Consider the following 17,473-nt stretch of genomic DNA (forward strand, 5'->3'; position numbering starts at 1 on the left):
CGTTAAGCTGTCCTGAACGCCAGCGGCATATTATCCTGAAGATAGGGTTGACCTTCGGGACCGCCCGGGACGAGAGTGAGGGGCTTGGGGTCGGGGGGCCAGATGATACGGTTTTCAGTGTGGCTCGGCCTTGCCGCGCTCGGTGCCGCGTTTCCGGCGGCCGCCGTCCCGCCAATCGAAGCCTACGGCCACCTGCCGAGCGTCGACATGATCGAGATTTCTCCCGACGGCAGCAAGCTCGCGCTCTTCGTCGGTGATGAACACAACCGCCAGATACAGGTCCGCAGTACCGCTGACATGAAGGTGTTGCTCGGGGCGAAGGCGGGAGACACGAAGGTCCGCGCCCTGATGTGGGCGGGCGAAAATCATTTGCTGATCACGACCTCGACGACGGCGTGGGTCTATAATCTCAGCGGCAACAAGCGCGAATATCTCCAGATCGTCGACTTCGACCTTGCGAAGCACAAGCCGCGAGAGGTGCTCAATGGCGTCGTGACGGGGGTCACGCGGCTGCTCAACACCGCCGCCGCATTGCCGACGGTGCGGATGATCGGCGGCAAGCCGATCGCCTTCGTCGAAGGCATCTCGTTTCCCGACCGGGCCGGCGTGCTGACCTTGATCCGCGACGATCTCGAAACCGCGAACGCGCGCGAAATTGCGCTGGGCACGGTCACCACCCGCGGTTGGGTGCTCGACCAGGCAGGCCAGATCGTGGCGCGGGTCGATTACGACGACAAGCCCGGCGAGTGGACGCTATCGACCGGCCATGACGGACATCTCGTGCGCTCGATGCGCGGCACCTACCCGATCGACGTTCCGGCGGTGCGCGGCTTCGGGCGCGACGCCAGCACGATTCTCGTTGGTTTTCCGGGCGACGAGATCGAGCGGCATCGCGAGGTCGCGCTCGGCGGCGATCACCCGTCCGAGCCCATCGAAGTTCTCGATGATGGCGATCCGGTGCACGATTCGCGGACCGGCGTGGTGATCGGGGTCCGGCACACCACTGGCCTCGGGGTGAGCTATTCGTTCTTCGCGCCCGAGGATGCCCGGTTATGGACACAGGTGACGAAGGCCTTCCCGAATGCGGTCGTCGAACTCGCGTCGTGGTCGGACGATCACCATAAGATCGTCCTCAAGGTCGAGGGCGGCAAATTTGGCGCTGCCTTCTTCCTGCTCGACACGGCGACGCACCACGCCGCATGGCTCGCCGACGAATATCGCGAGATATCCGGCGACGACATCTTCGAACGAAAGCTGATCAGCTACCCCGCCGCCGACGGACTCCCCATCCCCGCCTATCTGACGCTGCCCGCGGCGCACGCGGGGGCCAAACTGCCGCTCATCGTCCTTGCCCACGGCGGTCCGGGTGCGCGCGACGAGGCGGGGTTCGACTGGTGGTCGCAGGCGCTCGCGTCGCGTGGCTATGCCGTGCTCCAGCCCGAGTTCCGCGGTTCGACCGGTTTCGGCGAGCATTTCCATGCCGCGGGCTACGGCGAATGGGGCCGCAAGATGCAGACCGACTTATCGGACGGGGTGAAGTTCCTCGCCGCCGCCGGGACGATCGACCCGGCGCGGGCATGCATTGTCGGAGCGAGCTATGGCGGCTATGCCGCGCTGGCCGGGGTGACGCTGCAGTCGGGGGTCTACGCCTGCGCGGTGTCGCTCGCGGGGCCGTCCGACCTTCGGCCGATGCTGGCGACCGAGCAGGCGGCCGGCGGCGGCGTCGGCATTTCGCTGCGCTTCTGGCAGCGCTTCATGGGTGCCTCGTCGCGCAACGATCCCGCGCTCGACCTGATCTCACCGGCAAAGCAGGCGGCGAAGGTCACCGTCCCGGTCCTGCTGATCCACGGCATCGACGACACGGTCGTTCTGTTCGCGCAGAGCAAGACGATGGCGGCGGCGCTCACCCGCGCCGGCCGCCCGACCGAAGTCGTCACGCTCAAGGGCGAGGATCACTGGCTGTCCCACAGCGAGACGCGCACCGCGATGCTCAAGGCCACGGTCGATTTCCTTGGCGTCAACCTGCCCGCCGGGACGCCTTAGCGCCCCAGCGGGCCGATCCGGGCTAGAACTTCACCCGTGCGCCGATCTTGTAGAAGCGGCCGACAATGCCCTGCTGGGTCCACGTCGGGTTATAGTTGATCCCGGCATAGTTTGCCGGGTTGAGCGGCGGCTTGCGGTCGCCGACGTTGAGCACGTTGGCGTAGAAGGTGAACTGCTCGTTGACCTTGAAGCTGCCGACGAGGTCGACGTCGACGAAGCTCTTCGTCGTGCAGAAGTCAGGCGAATACAGCGCGTCGTCGCACGTCGTTGCGCCCGCGCCATTCTGATCCTCGGCGACCGACTTGTAGCCGTCGACGTAATAGACCGTCGCCGACACCGTCACCGGCCCGGCCTCGACAGTGTTCTGCCAGTTGCCGCGCCACTTCGGCGTCCCCGCGCCCGACGACAGGATGTACGGCGCCTGAGTGCCGACATAATGGAGCGTCGTGCCGTCGCCCGGCGAGAAGTCGAACTTGAAGATGTCGGTGACTTCGACCTGGCTGGTGAAGCGGACGCCGTTGTTGAACTTGAAGTTTGCGGTCGCGGCGAGGTCGATGCCCGACGTCTTGAGAGACGCCGCGTTGACGAACGGCGAGTCGACCTCGATGACGCGACGCGTCGCGCCGGGCAGGTCGGGATCGGGCGCGTCCTGGATGACCTTGTAGCCCGCCGGAATCGGCGTTCCGGCGTAATAGGCGTTGATCGCGTCGTTTGCGTTCGGGCCGCCGGTGATGACCCCGGTCTTGCGGATGTTGTAGTAATCGGCGGTCACGCTGAGCCACGGGGTCGGCTGGAAGACCGCGCCGGCGGTGAAGCTTTCCGACTTTTCGGGCTTGATGTTCGGGTTCGACACGGTGTTGAAGCCGATCGAGTAGCGCTGGACGTAGGCGTTATTGCCATGCTCGTCGATCACGCTCTGCGGCGGGGCAGTCGTGGTGAAGCCGATCACCGACCCCTGGGCGCCTTCGGCGAAGCTCGGGGCGCGGAAGCCCTTCGAATAGGTGCCGCGGATCGCAAGCTGGCGGAACGGGGTGAACTTCGCCCCGACCTTCGGTGAGAAGTTGTTGTAACCCTCCGAATAATGCTCGTAGCGGCCCGAGACGTTGACTTCGAGCTTGGTCAGGATCGGGGCGTTGAGCTCGAAGTACGCCGACTCGACGGTGTGGTGGCCCTTCGCCGAATATTGATTGAGGTTGATCGTCGTCAGGTCGGGGTTGGCGTTCGGATCGTTGACGGCCTCGTAACGGAACGCGCCGCCGACGCCGAGCTGGACCGCGCCGCCGGGAAGCTGAAACAGCTCCTTGGTGACGACGCCCTGAAGCTGGTCGAGATCGCTCGTCGCGCGAATGCCGACGTTCGGCGACAGCGCCGCACGAATGGCGTTCGAGTTAAGGCCCGGATTGACGAAATTGTAGCTGCCGGTGTTGATCGCGTCGGTCAGCGCGGCAATGTTGAGATAGCCGCGCTGGGTCAGGTCGAGCCAGCTATGCGCCGCGGTCGCATCGGCGCTGTACGTCCAGCCGGTGCCGAAGGTGCCGTGAATGCCGGCAGACCCGCGGACGACGTGACTGTACGTCGTCGACCCGCCGGGGATGTCGCCGAAGGTGTAATACAGCAGCGCCGACTGGCCCGTCGCGGCATACGGATTGTTCGGGTTGAGCGTGCCGTTGCTCAGCAGCGCGGGCAGAGCGATCGTCTGGGTGTTGATCGGGTTCGCCGACCGCACCGACTGCGGCGTGTTCGTGCTGTCGACCTTGCTCTCGTAGTAGGTCGCGGTGGCATAGGCTTCGGCATCGCTGCCGACGCGAGCGGTGATGTGCGCGGTGGCGCCGAGGCGGCGCTGCGACGGCTGGTCGGTCAGATACTGGCCGGCAGTGTTCTGCTCGCAATAAGCGCCGCCCGCGGTCGTCGCCGAGGGCGCGTTGACGTGGGCGATCGTGCCCGTGCCGCAGCCGGCGGGGTTGAGCACGCGGTACGGCTGGGTCGGATCGGCAACGCCGGACAGGATATTGCCGGGAGTGCCGTATGTCGCCGGGCGGACGACCGCGCTCGTCGTGGCACCGGGACCATTCGCGCCGGGATTGTTGTTGAATCCGCCGATCGAGGTCAGGTCGTTGGTGTTGTACGGAAACCCGCGCTGGTTGGCGTAGATCGCCTCGTCGGACTGATATTCGAAATTGAGGTAGGCGTTGTAGCCGTCCCTATCGAGGTCGCCGTGGCCGACCGACAGCGCGATGCGCCGGTTGCCGCCGTCGAAACGGCTCGACGTCCCCGCCTCGGCGGTCGCCTCGACGCCAACGATCTGCTTCTTCAGGATGATGTTGACGACACCACCGATCGCGTCGGCACCGTAGTTCGACGATGCGCCGTCCTTGAGGACCTCGACCCGGTCGACGATGCTTTGCGGAATGCTGTTGAGATCGACAAACCCGCGCTGGCCGTCGTCGGCGAGCGGGTAGTTCGCGGTCCGCAGTCCGTCGATTAGCACCAGCGTCGAATTGACCGACAGGCCGCGCAACGAGACGCCCGACGAACCCTGGCCGAAGCCGGCGGTGAACGAAGTCGGGACCGAGCCGCTGCTGTCCGCCGAAATCGACCGGACCGCGTCCGAGATCGTCGTGATGCCGGCGTTCTGCAGGTGTTCGGTGGTCAGCACGGTGACCGGCGACGGGGTCTCGCTGTTGGCGCGACGGAAGACGCTGCCGGTGACGACAATGTCGGGCATGTCGGCGCTCGATGCGGCAGCGGTCGTCGTCGCGTCAGGCGTGGCAGCAGTCGCTGCCTGAGCCGCCAGGGGTGTCGTTTGAGCGAAAGCAGACATTGGCGTGACGGAGACGGCGGCAATGACTGCGAATAGGGAACTTCGAATGGCCGAACTGAACAACAATGACGGGCGTACCACAACGCGACCAAGCACCATCTGAACACTCCCGTCGAAAATTGAACTTGCTATTTGACCATCGACTATCGAGCCCCCTGCGATACGGGCCGAGGATTATGGGGTTGGTTAAAAGCCGGGAAGTGACAATCCGCCGCACCTCGGTACAAGCTTTAGATACGTGATATTATTGCAACACGCGTCAGCAATGGTAACGAAAGCGAAATAATACAACGCGATTGGTTTTGCGGTATTACTGCATTGGCGACAGCACGCCGCCGGTGTGCTGAGCAGCGGAACCATAGCCCATGACCTATCGCGCGACACTCGCCGCCGTCATCGCCCTAGCCACCGCGCCTGCCGCGTGGGCCGCCAACAGCGCCCCCCAGCCGGCGCCGATCGTCGATACGATCCCGGACTCGCGCGATATTGCCTTTCCCGGCACGATCAAGCTCGATGTCGACGCCAGCGACACGGCGCGCGGCATCTTTCGCGTCCACGAGACGATACCCGTCACCGCCGGGCCGCTCGTCTTGCTCTACCCGGAATGGCTGCCCGGCGATCACGCGCCCGAGGGGACGATCGACAAGCTTGCCGGGCTGACGATCACTGCCGGCGGCAAGCCCGTTCCGTGGGTCCGCGACCACGTCGACGTCTCGGCCTTTCACCTCGTGGTGCCGCCCGGCGTCGCGTCGATCGATATCAGCTTCCAGTTCCTGTCGGCGACCGCCGAAGCGCAGGGGCGGGTCGTGATGACCCCCGACCTGCTCAACCTCGAATGGAACAGTGTCATCCTCTATCCGGCGGGCTATTTCGCGCGCCGGATCATGGTCGACGCGGGCGCGACGTATCCCGCGGGCTGGACCTCGGCGACCGCGCTGCGGAAGACCGCGGTAGCGACCGGCGCGATCCAATATCCGACCGTCGACCTTGATACGCTCGTCGATTCCCCGGTTTATGCCGGGCGCTATGCGCGGATCGAGCAGCTGTCGCCCGACGTCACGCTCAACCTGTTCGCCGACCGCCCGTCGCAATTGCTCGCGACCCCGGAAGAAATCGCCGCGCACCGCAACCTCGTCGTCCAGGCGAACAAGCTCTACGGCGCGCAGCACTACGACCATTATAACTTCCTGCTCGCGATCAGCGACCGGCTTGGCGGCGTCGGGCTCGAGCATCATCGGTCGTCGGAGGACGGCGTTGCCGGCGATTACTTCATGAAGTGGAGCGACACCGTCGGCGAACACGACCTGCTGCCGCACGAATACACGCACAGCTGGAACGGCAAGTTCCGTCGCCCCGCCGACCTGTGGACGCCCGAATTCCGCACGCCGATGCGCAACAGCCTGTTGTGGGTCTATGAAGGCCAGACGCAATTCTGGGGCAATATCCTTGCGGCGCGGTCGGGGCTGGTCGACCACGACGATGCGATGGGGGCGCTGGCCGAGGTCGCCGCACGCTACTCGACGCTGCCAGGCCGTAAGTGGCGTCCGCTCGTCGATACGACCAACGAGGAGATCGTCTCGCAGCGCCGCCCGGTCGGCTGGGCGAGCTGGCAGCGGACCGAGGATTATTATTCGGAGGGCCAGCTGATCTGGCTCGAAGTCGATGCGATCATCCGCGAGCAGTCGCACGGCCGCAAGTCGATGGACGATTTCGCCAAGGCATTCTTCGGCATCCGCGACCGCGACTGGGGCGAGGTCACCTACACCTTCGATGACGTCGTCAAGACCTTGGACGGGGTCGTGCCGTACGACTGGGCGGGGTTCCTCCACGCCCGGGTCGATGCCGTGGCCCCGGTCGCGCCGCTCGGCGGGATCGAGCGCGGCGGCTACCGCCTCGCCTTCACCGACACCCCCACCCATTATTGGAAGGCGGGCGAGGGCGAAAAGAAGATCGTCGACCTGACGTATTCGCTTGGCATGGTCGTCGACAAGGATGCCGTCCTTGGCAAGGTCGAGTGGGACGGACCGGCGTTCAAGGCCGGGCTGACGGTCGGGACGACGATCGTCGCGGTCGACGGCGACGCCTATTCCGACGACCGCCTCAAGGAAGCGGTGACGAGCGCCAAGGGCACGACCACGCCGATCCGCCTGCTGGTCAAGTCGAACGACGCCTTCCGCGATGTCGTCGTCGACTGGACCGGCGGGCTGCGTTACCCGCGGCTCGAACGGACCGGCAAGGGACCGTCGACCCTCGACGCGCTCTACGCCGCGCACTGACCGGGTCGACGGCTAGCGGTTGCGGTCGACAACGCGCTTGCGGACTGCCAACGCGTGCGTCCGTAACCGAAAGTCGTATCCGATGCGTTTGCTGCTAACCCTGACCGCGAGCGCGTCGATTGCGTCGCCGTTGCTTGCGGACGCGGCAGCGCCCGATACCGCACCCGAAATCGTCGTCACCGGACTCCCTGTCGCGAAGGGCGACACCGCCTACGACATCGTCAGCCTCGGCCACGACCAATTGACCACGAGCGCTTCGAACCGGATCGAGGACGTGCTGCGCGACGTAGCTGGCTTCCAGCAGTACCGGCGCACCGACAGCAGGACCGCCAACCCGACGAGCCAAGGCGCGACGTTGCGCTCGCTCGGCGGCAATGCCTCGTCGCGCGCGCTGGTGACGCTCGACGGCGCGCCGGTCGCCGACCCGTTCGCTGGGTATATTCCGTGGTTCGCGCTCGCCCCCGAACGCTTGGGCAATGTGCGCGTGACGCGCGGCGCGGGAGCGGGGGCGTTCGGCAGCGGTGCGCTCGCGGGGACGATCGAGCTTAGCAGCGCCGACCCCGCGACTTTGCCCGGGATGCAGGCCGAACTCGACTATGGCAGCCGCAATTCGCTCACCGCGAGTGCGGTCGGCAGCACCACGCTCGGCACCGGCGCGGTGTCGCTGTTCGGCCGCTACGACCGTGGCGACGGCTATGTCATCATCCCCGCCAATCAGGCCGGCCCCGCCGACATCCCAGCGCGCTATGCGCAGGGCAGCCTCGGCTTCGACGCGAGCATCCCGGTGGGCGACGACACCAAGCTGCTCGTCGACGCGCTCGGCTTCGAGGATCACCGCGTCCGCGGCATCGACGGCAATACCAGTGCGGTCCGCGGCGTCGACACCAGCGTCCGCCTCCTCGGCACCGGACGCTGGCAGTGGCAGGCGCTCGCGTACCTGCAGGCACAGACCTTCGCCAACGACGTCGTCGCGCTCGACGCCGCGCGCGCGGTCGCGACGCCGTCGCTCGACCAGTACAACACCCCCGCGACCGGCATCGGCGGCAAGCTCGAACTCCGCCCGCCGGTCGGCCACGGCATCGAGCTGCGCCTCGGCGTCGACCTGCGCGACGACACCGGCCAGACCGAGGAACGCTCGCGCTATCTGCTCGGGCGCTACACGCGGCTGCGTGAGGGCGGCGGCCACAACCAGGTCGCGGGCGGCTATGCCGAGGTGTCGGCGACCCCGCTCGAGGACATTACGCTGACTGCAGGCGGGCGGATCGACCATTGGCGGATCGCCGGCGGCTTCCTTCACGAGATCGACGCGCAGACCTTCGCGACGACGATCGACGAGCGCCCCGCCGACCGCGACGGCTGGGAGCCGACCGGGCGCGGCGGCATCGCGTGGGACGCGGTTGCAGGCCTCAAGCTGCGCGCGGCGGCGTATCTCGGCTACCGCCTGCCGACGCTGAACGAGCTGTACCGGCCGTTCCGCGTCGGCGCCGATGCCACCGCGAGCAACAGCGCGCTTGGGCTTGAACGCCTCAAGGGGGCCGAGGTCGGGGCCGACTTCCACCCCTCGTCGACGGTCCGCCTCGGGATCACCGCCTTCACCAACCGCCTCGAAGGCGCGATCGGCAACGTCACCGCCGGGGTCGGCCCCGGCACCTATCCGGAAGTCGGCTTCGTCGCCGCCGGGGGCATCTACCGCGTTCGCCGCAACCTCGACGCGATCGTCGCGCAGGGGATCGAGGCCGAGGCGCACCTGGTCGAGGGCGCGTGGCGGCTCGACGCGTCCTACGCCTACACCCACGCGCGGGTCCGCGGATCGGGGCTCGCGGCGGCGCTCAATGGCCTGCCACCCGCGCTGACCCCGGCAAACCAGGCGAGCGCGACGATCGGCTGGGTGCCGTGGCCGCAGGCGCTGGTCGCGCTCACCGGGCGCTATTCGGGGGCGCAGAACGAGGACGATCTCGGCACCCGCCGCCTGTCCGATGCCGCCACGCTCGACGCGGTGATCGACGTGCCGGTGGCGCGCGGCATTGCGGTGACGCTGCGCGGGGAGAATTTGACCGACGCGCTGATCGAGTCGGGCGAGTCGACGACGGGGATCATCGACCGGGGGACGCCGCGGACCTTGACGATCGGGCTGCGCTTCAGCCGCTAGGGCACGCTTAGCTCTGTCCTACACGGCTGCGAATGGCATAGAGTCCGGCGTTCGAGTCGGCGTGTAATCTGCCGACGCCGCGCTCTTTCTCATTGCTGGCATGATGCGCACGACAGGCGGTGGCCGAAGTCCGAATTCGTAAAATCTCGCCACGCGATCGCTGCCCGAAACCGTGAAAGCTGGTCGTTCGGTGGACTTGTGTAACCTTTCACCGGCGGGCGGCGTCTGGCCAATAACCAAAACGCCGCGACAACCTGGCGACCGCAGCGCGTCCGAATGGCGAAAAGCTGGTCGTTTAGTGGACTTGTGTAACCTTTGGCCACTCGGCGACGCGATCAGCCGGCTGGTTGCGACCCGGCCCTGTCGCCCCCGCCCAATGCCGCCAGCACTGCCGCCGGGGTGATCGGGATGTGGCGGAGGCGCGCGCCGGTCGCGGCGAAGATGGCGTTGCCGATCGCCGGGCCGACGACCGTCGTCGCGGGCTCGCCGAGGCCGACGGGGACGTAGGCGCTCTCGACGAAGCTGATGTCCATCACCGGAACGTCGGCGATCCGCGCCGGGGTATAGGTGTCGAGGTTGGTGTCCCTGACTTGCCCTGCGACGAATTCGGTGCCTTCGTGGAGCGCCATGCTCAGGCCCCACAATGCACCGCCCTGCACCTGCGCGAGCGCTGAGTCGGGATCGACGATCGTCCCGGCGTCGGTGACGATCGTCAGCTTTTCGACCGTCACGATCCCGGTCTTGCGATCGACCGCGACTCGCGCGACGCAGGCAACCCATGTCGGCATGTCGCGCTCCTGCCCAAAGCTCGTCGCGATCCCCATGCCCGTGCCCGGCGGCAGCGTCGCCCCCCAGCCCGCCTTGGCGGCGGCGCGGCGGACGACCTCGGCCTGGCGCAGCGCCCCGCCGATCGCGTTGGGCGCCGACCCGGCGTTGCGCCCCGCGCCGGTCAGCAGCTTGAGGCGGAAGGCGACGGGGTCCTGCTTCGAGTGGTGCGCGGCCTCGTCGATGAAGCTTTCGAGCGCCCAGTTGGTCCAGCCGGGACCGACCGAGCGCAACCAGCCGGGGCGGAAGGTGGCGTTGGCGAGGTCGTTCGCCACCGCGCGGACCTTCTGGTGGCCGACGTCGTACCAATGGTCGGCGCCCGAGATCGCGAACGGGTCGTACTGCCCGCCCGCCTTGGTCTTCGCCAGCAGCGTCGGGCCGGCGATGACCTGCGTCGGCCAGCCGGCGCAGGCGTGGTGCTCCATCGCCCGGATCGTGCCGCCGCCGTCGAACTCCATCCGCAGCCGCTGGACCGACGGCGAGCGGACCGAGTCGAAGCGCGCGTCGTCCTCGCGCGTCAGGATCATCTTGATCGGCTTGCCCAATGCCTTGGTCGCGAGCGCGGCGGGGATCGTATAGTCGCCGTTGAGCCGCCGTCCGAAGCCGCCGCCGAGCAAATAGGTGCGGAGGACGACCTTGGTCTCGGCAACGCCGAGCGCCTTCGCCAGCGTCGGCAGGATCAGGCTCTGCCACTGGTTGCCGGTGTGAATCTCGAACACCCCGTCCTTCTCGAACGCCAGCGCGTTGAGCGGCTCGAGCTGGAAATGGAGGACGGTGCCGGTGGTGTAGACCTGCTCGATCGTCGTCGCGGCGGCGGCATCGAAGGCGGGGGCGGACGCGGCATTGACGATATCGAGCTCGATGCCGCCGTCGGGCTTGGCGACGAGCGCCCTCGCATGGTCTTGGAGCATCGCCTCCGACACGTCGATGCCGGTGCCGCCCGACCAGACGACGTCGAGCGCGTCGGTCGCCTTGATCGCGGCATAGGTGCTCGTGGCGATGACCATGACCCAGCCGGGGACGGTGTTCGACGGGTCGTCGAGGATCAGGAAGCGGAGGTAGCCGGGGATTTTCTTCGCCGCGCTGTCGTCGACCAATACGACCTTCGAGCCGTTGCGCGTCGGCGGCAGCTTGGGCCGCGCATAGACCATGCCGGGGACCTTGGCGTCGATGCCGTACAGCGCGGTGCCGTTGGTCTTGGCGTCGATGTCGAGGTCGTGGACCGGCTTACCGATCAGGCGGCGCTCGGCGATCGGCTTGACCGGCAGCTTGCCCAGCTCGTCGGCGGTGAACTGGCGCGCGACCGCGCCGCTCCTGGCGATGTCGCCGTACGATACCGACCGCCCCCCGGCATGGACCGCGCCGTTGCGGGCGGTGCAAGCTGCGGGGCTGGTGCCCATCAGTTTCGCCCCCGCCTCGATCAGCGCGATGCGTCCGGCGGCTCCTGCCTCACTGAACACCGGGAAGGTCTGCCACACCGACCAGCTGCCGCCGGTGACCATCAGGCCCCATTTCGGGTCGCTGTCGACGTGGACGATGCGGACCTTGTCCCAGTCGGCTTCGAGCTCGTCGGCGAGGATGCGGGCGAGGGCGGTGCCGACGTGCTGGCCCATCTCGGCGCGGATGATGTTGACCGTGACGAGGCCGTCGCCGTCGATGCCGAACCAGATCGTCGGGTCGAACGACGGGCCGGTGGTCGGCGCAGGGATGCTGCCGGGGACTGCTGGGTCAATCGCAGCGACGACGCGCGAAAAGCCGAAGACGATGCCGGTCGCGGCGCTGGCGACGAGGAAGCCGCGGCGGGACAGAGGCGACGTTGCGGCGGAGACGAGGCGGCTCATGCCGGGGTCCCCGTCTTGCCGGCGGCCTGCTTGATCGCGTCGCGGATGCGGACATAGGTCATGCAGCGGCACAGGTTGCCGGTCATCACCGCGTCGATCTCCTCGTCGCTCGGCGACGGGAAGTCCTGCAGCAGCGCCGCCGCCTGCATGATCTGGCCCGACTGGCAGTAGCCGCATTGCGGGACCTGGAGCGCGCGCCACGCCGCTTGCAGCGGGTGGTTTGAAGAAGGGTCGAGCCCCTCGATCGTGGTGATGTCGGCCCCCGCGACCGACGCCAGCGGGGTGATGCACGACCGCGTCGCGCGCCCGCCGACGTGGACGGTGCACGCCCCGCACATGCCGATGCCGCAGCCGAACTTGGTGCCGGTCAGCCCGACGCCGTCGCGGATCACCCACAGCAGCGGCGTGTCGTCCTCGGCGTCGGTGGTCACCGCGCGACCGTTGATCGTGAAGCTGGTCATTGGCCCTGGCCCTGCGCGCGGATGCTGGCGACGGTGTTCTGGAGGCTCGGCCACGCCGCCTTGGTCGTCCGCGTTGCGCGGAGGTAGGCGGCGAGGCGGGCGATATCGGCATCGGTGAAGCCGCGGGCGAAGCCCGGCATGACCACTCCGGGAGCGCCGTCCTTGGCATCGATCCCGTAGAGGATGACGCGGATCAAATTGGTCGGGTCGTCCATCGTCACCGCGGTGTTGAGCGCGAGGTCGGGGCGCAGCGGGTTGACCTGCCCGCGCCCGTTATAGTGGCACGACGCACACGCCCCGGCGTACAGCCGCGCCGCCGGGTCGTATTGCAGCCCGACCCCGATCCGGTCGGCGGCAAGCGCCTTCTGCACCACCGCCGGTCCCTCGGCGGCGCGCGCGGCGGAGCCATTGAGGCTGACGAGATAGGTCGCGATCGCCGCGACATCCTCGGGCGGCAGTGCTGCAAGGCCGCGCGGGACCTCGGCCATCGGCCCGGCGGCGGTGCCGTGGAATCGGCTGATCCCGGTGCCGAGATACGCGACAAGTTCGTCGTGCGACCATGCCAGCGGTGCGGGGTTGGTCGCGTCGAGCGGCGGCGCGATCCAATGGTCGACCGGGGCCCCGGCGTACATCCGGTCGTGCTTCTCGGCCCCAAGCGCGTTGCGCGGCGTATGGCACGCGCCGCAGTGGCTGATGCCCTCGACGAGGTACGCGCCGCGGTTCCACGCGGCACCGTGCGGGGGTTGCGGGACGTAGCGGCTGGGGGTGAAGAACAGCAGCTTCCACCCGGCCTGGAGCGGGCGCAGGCTGAGCGGGAAGGGGATGGTGTTGTCGCGCGCCTCCTGCCGGACGGGCTCGCGGGTCATAAAATAGGCGTACAGCGCGGCGACATCGGTGTCGGTCAGCTTGGTGAAGTGATCGTAGGGGAACGCCGGGAACAGATGCGCGCCGTCGCGGCTCACGCCCTCGTGCATCGCCCGGCGGAAGGCAGGTTCGGACCAGCCGCCGATGCCGGTGGCGACGTCGGGGGTGATGTTGGTCGAATAGACCGTGCCGAACCCGGTCGCCATCGGGTAGCCCCCGGCGAACGCCTTGCCGCCCTTGGCCGTATGGCACGCCGAGCAATAGCCCGCGCTCGCGAGGACCGCGCCCTGCGCGACCTGCGTGGCGGGGAAGCTCGCCGCTGCCGGGCGGTCGATCGCGGCGATCGCGGGCCGCCACGACAAAGCGGCAAGGCCGATGACGACCAGCAGGCCGACGACCGCCACGCCGATAATGACGCGTCTCAGCAAGGCGAGGCTATGGTCATCGTGGCTTCCTCCGACGGCACTGCGGAGCGGCCGCGACTCCGCGCCGCACCCCGGTCGATCGGTACCATACACGACTTTCGCCCGATCGCCTCCCCAAGAGCAGGACGCGAAGGTCAGACAGCTTTGATGACAGTCGGTGTTGGCTGCTGCCGAGTTAGCTGCCGAGCACCTTACGCAACGACGCCTCGATCTCGCCGCCGCAATATGCGTCGCCATAGTCCTCCCTCGCTTTCGTTGCGAGCTTAGCCAGCGGTGGCAGCGCGGAGACGCGGCGCGATAAAGCGGCGGTCAATGGAGCCGCCTCGTCGAGCATCGCAGCAAGCGTCGGGAAGCGGTCGCCCATCGTCGTCCACAAGGTCGCGGTGACGACGTCGGCGATCCCCGGCTTCGCCCCGCCAAGGACAAAGCCGCTATCGGCCGCCAGCCCATGGCGGTGTCCGGTTTCCTCCCACAGCGACATCCACTTGTTCAGGCGCGGGACGAACGCCGCCCAGCGCGCGGGAGTCCACATCTGCTTGCCGCCGTCGATGGTCAGCTCGTCGATCACATCGTTGGCATCGGCGACGGTCTTGATCGTCGTGGCGCGGAGGGCAGGGGTCGACGGTAGCAGGTCGAGCGTCTCGCCAAGATACAGGATGATCGCCGGCATCTCGGCGATCGCGAAGTCGGCGGCCTTATCGACCAGCAGCGGCGGCCCCATGAACGGGACCGGCATCGCCGAGACCGCGCCGCTCATCAGCTCGCCGATCGCGTCGGCATCAGCTTCGGTCCACGTCTTACCTGCGTAAGCGAGGACCGCGCGGACGAACTGGCCGCGGAACGGCACCGGCCAGTAATACAGGTCGTAATCGGACATCGCGCTCTCCGGTCGGGTTGGCTCACCGACCCTAGCGCAGCACGCCGCCGCTCGTTAGCGCCGCGTGTCGTTCATCGCCGTCTGCGTCGCTGTGCCGGTCACGCGCCAGACGGTATTGCCGACGTCATCGGCAACGAGCAGCGCCCCCGACTTGTCGACTGCGAGGCCGACCGGGCGGCCGTGCGTCGTGTTGCCGTCGCCGAGGAAGCCGGTGATGACGTCCTGCGCCATGCCGGCGGGCTTGCCGTCCTTGAACGGGATGAAGACGACCTTGTAGCCGCTGACCGGGCTGCGGTCCCAGCTGCCGTGTTCCCCGACGAACATCCCGCCGCGATAGGCAGCAGGCAGGCTCGCCGCATCGTACCATGTGATGCCGAGCGGGGCGACGTGCGAACTCAGCGCATAGTCGGGCTTTATCGCGGTGGCGACGAGTGCAGGGCGCTGCGGCTTGACGCGCGGATCGAGGTGCTGACCGTAATAGCTGTACGGCCAACCGTAGAACGCGCCTTCCTTGACGCTCGTCATATAGTCGGGGACGAGATCGGGGCCGAGCTCGTCGCGCTCGTTGACCACCGCCCACAGCTGACCGCTCGGCGCGAGCGTCAGGTTGGTCGGGTTGCGCAGCCCGGTCGCGTACAGCCGCGACGCACCGGTCGCGCGGTCGATCTCCCATACCGCAGCACGGCCGATCTCGGCGGCCATGCCGTTCTCGGTGATGTTGCTGTTCGACCCGACGCCGACATACAGCTTCGACCCGTCGGCGCTCGCGACCATCGACTTGGTCCAGTGATGGTCGATCGGCCCACCGGGGAGGTCGGTCAGCTTCACGCCGGGCGTGGTGATCTGGGTGTCGCCGTCGTGGTACGGGAAGCGCAGGACCGCATCGGTGTTGGCGACGTAAAGGTCGCTGCCGACCAGTACGACACCGTACGGCGAATGGAGACCCGACAGGAAAATCGTCCGCAGCGTCGGCTTGCCGTCGGCGCCGTAGCGGACGAGCGTGATGCGGTTGCCGCCCTTCGCGCTCGCCCCGCCCTCGGCCTTGATCATGCCCGCGATCTTGTCCTTCGGGCGATAGATCGGGGCTTTGGGGCCGTTGGTTTCGACGATCAGGACGTCGCCGTTGGGCAGGACGGTCATCGTCCGAGGATGAAGCAGCCCGGTCGCGAGCGCCTCGATATGCAGCCCTGCCGGGACGACCGGCGTTTGGGTGCCGCTCCACCCGACCGCTTTCGGCACATCCATCGGCGGCAGGAGATACGCCTGCGGCTCGGGAAGAACCGGGTTCGCCCCGATCTGAGTTTTCGGATCGATCGTCGACTTGTCGCCGCACGCGGCGAGCGCGAGCAGGCCGGCACCGACGAGCAGCGGGCGGAGAGCGGTCATGCGATAAGCTTTCATGCGAAACGGGCGGCGCGCGCGCCGCGCTCAAAGAAGGGAATGAGCAACAGGATCACGACGACCACGATCGAGAGCGTCAGACCGGTTGGAACGACCGACTCATAGGCGTCGCGACTGTGGACGAAAGCGTTGAACACCGAGACGATACTCGCGGCGGCGGATCCGACTGGCAGCGCCCAACCGGTCCGAAACCAATGCCCGGGACGGCTGGTCGCGAGTTCCACGAGGCCGACAATCGCAGCCAGCGCGGCGACGATGAGCCCGGCGGTGATCAGCCACATCGAGAAATTCGACCACTGCATGTCAGCATTGTCGGCGTAGACGATGTCGGTGACCAGCGCGCCGGCGAAGCAGGCGGAGGCAAAGCCGAATACCGAGCGGAAAAGCGGGAACAACCGCCGTGTCGTCGGCGGAGTAAATTCGGTCATGGCCGTTCCCTATGCGTGTGCCGAGTAGGACATTCGGGCGGCGTGAAGGTTCCGTCGCGGCAACGATCGATCGACAGTATCATGATAGCGATACCATCACTGATGACACCGGGCCTGCGAATGCTATCTGTGATCGATGACAACCGATCTCACAATCCTGTACGAGCATCCCGCGTGGTTCGTGCCGTTATTCGCCGCGCTCGACCGGCGAGGGGTGCGCTACGAGGCGTTGCACCTGTCCGACCACCGCTTCGATCCCGCCGATCCAAAGCCGCCGTCGCCGGTCGTCCTCAGCCGCGTCGCGATGTCGAGTTTCCTGCGCGAGGCCGATCACGCGATATTCTATGCCGAGGCGCTGTTCGCGCATTGGGCAGCGTGCGGTGCCCGGGTGATCAATGGGTCGGAGGTCATTGCGGTTGACCGATCGAAGGCGCGGCAGTTGTCGCTGATCGCCGGCCTTGGGCTCGGCATCCCGCGGACGCGCGTCGTCCACCGGGCGGCCGACCTGCCCGCCGCGGCGCGGGAGATCGGTTTCCCGCTCATCGTCAAGGCGAACATCGGCGGGTCGGGCGCGGGCATCGTTCGCTATCAGAGCGCCGACGAGCTGGCCCAGTCGATCGCCGATAAGACGACCCCCGAAAGCGTCGACCGCGTGCTGCTGGTGCAGGAGTACATCCCGGCCCGCGACGGGATCGTGACGCGGATCGAGACGCTCGACGGCAAGTTCCTCTACGCGATCGACATCGAGAGCCCCGCCGACAGCTTCGACCTGTGCCCCGCCGATGCCTGCGAGATTGGACGCGGACCGGGCGCGATCCGGATGACGCGGGCCGATCCTGCGCCTGAACTGATCGATGCTGCCGAGCGGATCGCGCGTGCCGCAAGGCTCGACGTCGGCGGTATCGAGGTGATGATCGACGACCGCGACGGCACCGCGAAGTTTTACGATGTCAACGCGCTGTCGAACTTCGTCGCCAAGCCGCTCGACGTCCTCGGCTGGGACCCGCATGAGCAGCTGGTCGACTATCTCGAAGCGGCCATCGCTGCGAAAAGGACCTGATC

At 67.4% G+C, this 17,473-nt stretch carries 11 protein-coding genes; 4 read left to right on the forward strand and 7 right to left on the reverse strand.

Going from position 1 to position 17,473, the window contains the following annotated elements:
• Nucleotides 1-102: 102 nt before the first annotated feature.
• Nucleotides 103-2,043 (forward strand): alpha/beta hydrolase family protein, encoded by a 1,941-nt coding sequence (locus KTC28_RS10040; protein ID WP_216708775.1) that lies wholly within the window; start codon nt 103-105, stop codon nt 2,041-2,043.
• 22 nt (nt 2,044-2,065) lie between these two features.
• On the opposite strand, the gene KTC28_RS10045 is transcribed toward KTC28_RS10040, so the two are convergent.
• Nucleotides 2,066-4,768, reverse strand: a complete 2,703-nt coding sequence (locus tag KTC28_RS10045) for a TonB-dependent receptor domain-containing protein (RefSeq protein ID WP_255601902.1) — start codon at nt 4,766-4,768, stop codon at nt 2,066-2,068.
• Between the two features lie 461 nt (nt 4,769-5,229).
• Here KTC28_RS10045 and KTC28_RS10050 point away from each other — a divergent pair, with 461 nt between their 5' ends.
• A complete protein-coding gene (locus tag KTC28_RS10050; RefSeq protein WP_216708777.1) occupies nt 5,230-7,140 on the forward strand; it encodes a M61 family metallopeptidase in 1,911 nt (636 codons plus the stop codon).
• 82 nt (nt 7,141-7,222) lie between these two features.
• Nucleotides 7,223-9,289: a TonB-dependent receptor gene (locus KTC28_RS10055; protein WP_216708778.1), complete on the forward strand. Its 2,067-nt coding sequence runs from the start codon at nt 7,223-7,225 to the stop codon at nt 9,287-9,289.
• 335 nt (nt 9,290-9,624) lie between these two features.
• Here KTC28_RS10055 and KTC28_RS10060 read toward each other — a convergent pair whose 3' ends face one another.
• The 6 genes from KTC28_RS10060 to KTC28_RS10085 form a co-directional block, all read right to left on the reverse strand.
• On the reverse strand, nt 9,625-11,955 hold the full coding sequence (locus KTC28_RS10060) for a xanthine dehydrogenase family protein molybdopterin-binding subunit (protein ID WP_216708779.1): 2,331 nt from the start codon (nt 11,953-11,955) through the stop codon (nt 9,625-9,627).
• Entirely contained in the window at nt 11,952-12,416 is a 465-nt protein-coding gene (locus KTC28_RS10065; protein WP_216708780.1) for a (2Fe-2S)-binding protein, read from the reverse strand. The genes KTC28_RS10060 and KTC28_RS10065 overlap by 4 nt, the downstream gene beginning before the upstream one ends.
• Nucleotides 12,413-13,708: a cytochrome c gene (locus KTC28_RS10070; protein WP_216708781.1), complete on the reverse strand. Its 1,296-nt coding sequence runs from the start codon at nt 13,706-13,708 to the stop codon at nt 12,413-12,415. The genes KTC28_RS10065 and KTC28_RS10070 overlap by 4 nt, the downstream gene beginning before the upstream one ends.
• Before the next feature lie 172 nt (nt 13,709-13,880).
• On the reverse strand, nt 13,881-14,582 hold the full coding sequence (gst, locus tag KTC28_RS10075) for a glutathione transferase, Atu5508 family (RefSeq protein WP_216708782.1): 702 nt from the start codon (nt 14,580-14,582) through the stop codon (nt 13,881-13,883).
• Nucleotides 14,583-14,636: 54 nt separating this feature from the next.
• Nucleotides 14,637-15,968: a PQQ-dependent sugar dehydrogenase gene (locus tag KTC28_RS10080; RefSeq protein ID WP_216708783.1), complete on the reverse strand. Its 1,332-nt coding sequence runs from the start codon at nt 15,966-15,968 to the stop codon at nt 14,637-14,639.
• 11 nt (nt 15,969-15,979) lie between these two features.
• Nucleotides 15,980-16,411: a DUF2231 domain-containing protein gene (locus KTC28_RS10085; protein ID WP_216708784.1), complete on the reverse strand. Its 432-nt coding sequence runs from the start codon at nt 16,409-16,411 to the stop codon at nt 15,980-15,982.
• A gap of 136 nt (nt 16,412-16,547) precedes the next feature.
• Here KTC28_RS10085 and KTC28_RS10090 point away from each other — a divergent pair, with 136 nt between their 5' ends.
• Nucleotides 16,548-17,471 (forward strand): ATP-grasp domain-containing protein, encoded by a 924-nt coding sequence (locus KTC28_RS10090; RefSeq protein WP_216708785.1) that lies wholly within the window; start codon nt 16,548-16,550, stop codon nt 17,469-17,471.
• The last annotated feature ends 2 nt before the right edge of the window (nt 17,472-17,473 follow it).

Origin of the sequence: Polymorphobacter megasporae, assembly GCF_018982885.2 — a bacterium.
GTDB classification, from domain to species: domain Bacteria; phylum Pseudomonadota; class Alphaproteobacteria; order Sphingomonadales; family Sphingomonadaceae; genus Polymorphobacter_B; species Polymorphobacter_B megasporae.

What these genes read in the sequence shown, in the direction of transcription:
- KTC28_RS10065 (WP_216708780.1), bottom strand. Translation starts at nt 12,416, where the DNA reads ATGACCAGCTTCACGATCAACGGTCGCGCGGTGACCACCGACGCCGAG.
- KTC28_RS10055 (WP_216708778.1), top strand. Translation starts at nt 7,223, where the DNA reads ATGCGTTTGCTGCTAACCCTGACCGCGAGCGCGTCGATTGCGTCGCCG.
- KTC28_RS10090 (WP_216708785.1), top strand. Translation starts at nt 16,548, where the DNA reads ATGACAACCGATCTCACAATCCTGTACGAGCATCCCGCGTGGTTCGTG.
- KTC28_RS10085 (WP_216708784.1), bottom strand. Translation starts at nt 16,411, where the DNA reads ATGACCGAATTTACTCCGCCGACGACACGGCGGTTGTTCCCGCTTTTC.
- KTC28_RS10050 (WP_216708777.1), top strand. Translation starts at nt 5,230, where the DNA reads ATGACCTATCGCGCGACACTCGCCGCCGTCATCGCCCTAGCCACCGCG.
- KTC28_RS10045 (WP_255601902.1), bottom strand. Translation starts at nt 4,768, where the DNA reads ATGCCCGACATTGTCGTCACCGGCAGCGTCTTCCGTCGCGCCAACAGC.
- KTC28_RS10080 (WP_216708783.1), bottom strand. Translation starts at nt 15,968, where the DNA reads ATGACCGCTCTCCGCCCGCTGCTCGTCGGTGCCGGCCTGCTCGCGCTC.
- gst (WP_216708782.1), bottom strand. Translation starts at nt 14,582, where the DNA reads ATGTCCGATTACGACCTGTATTACTGGCCGGTGCCGTTCCGCGGCCAG.
- KTC28_RS10040 (WP_216708775.1), top strand. Translation starts at nt 103, where the DNA reads ATGATACGGTTTTCAGTGTGGCTCGGCCTTGCCGCGCTCGGTGCCGCG.
- KTC28_RS10060 (WP_216708779.1), bottom strand. Translation starts at nt 11,955, where the DNA reads ATGAGCCGCCTCGTCTCCGCCGCAACGTCGCCTCTGTCCCGCCGCGGC.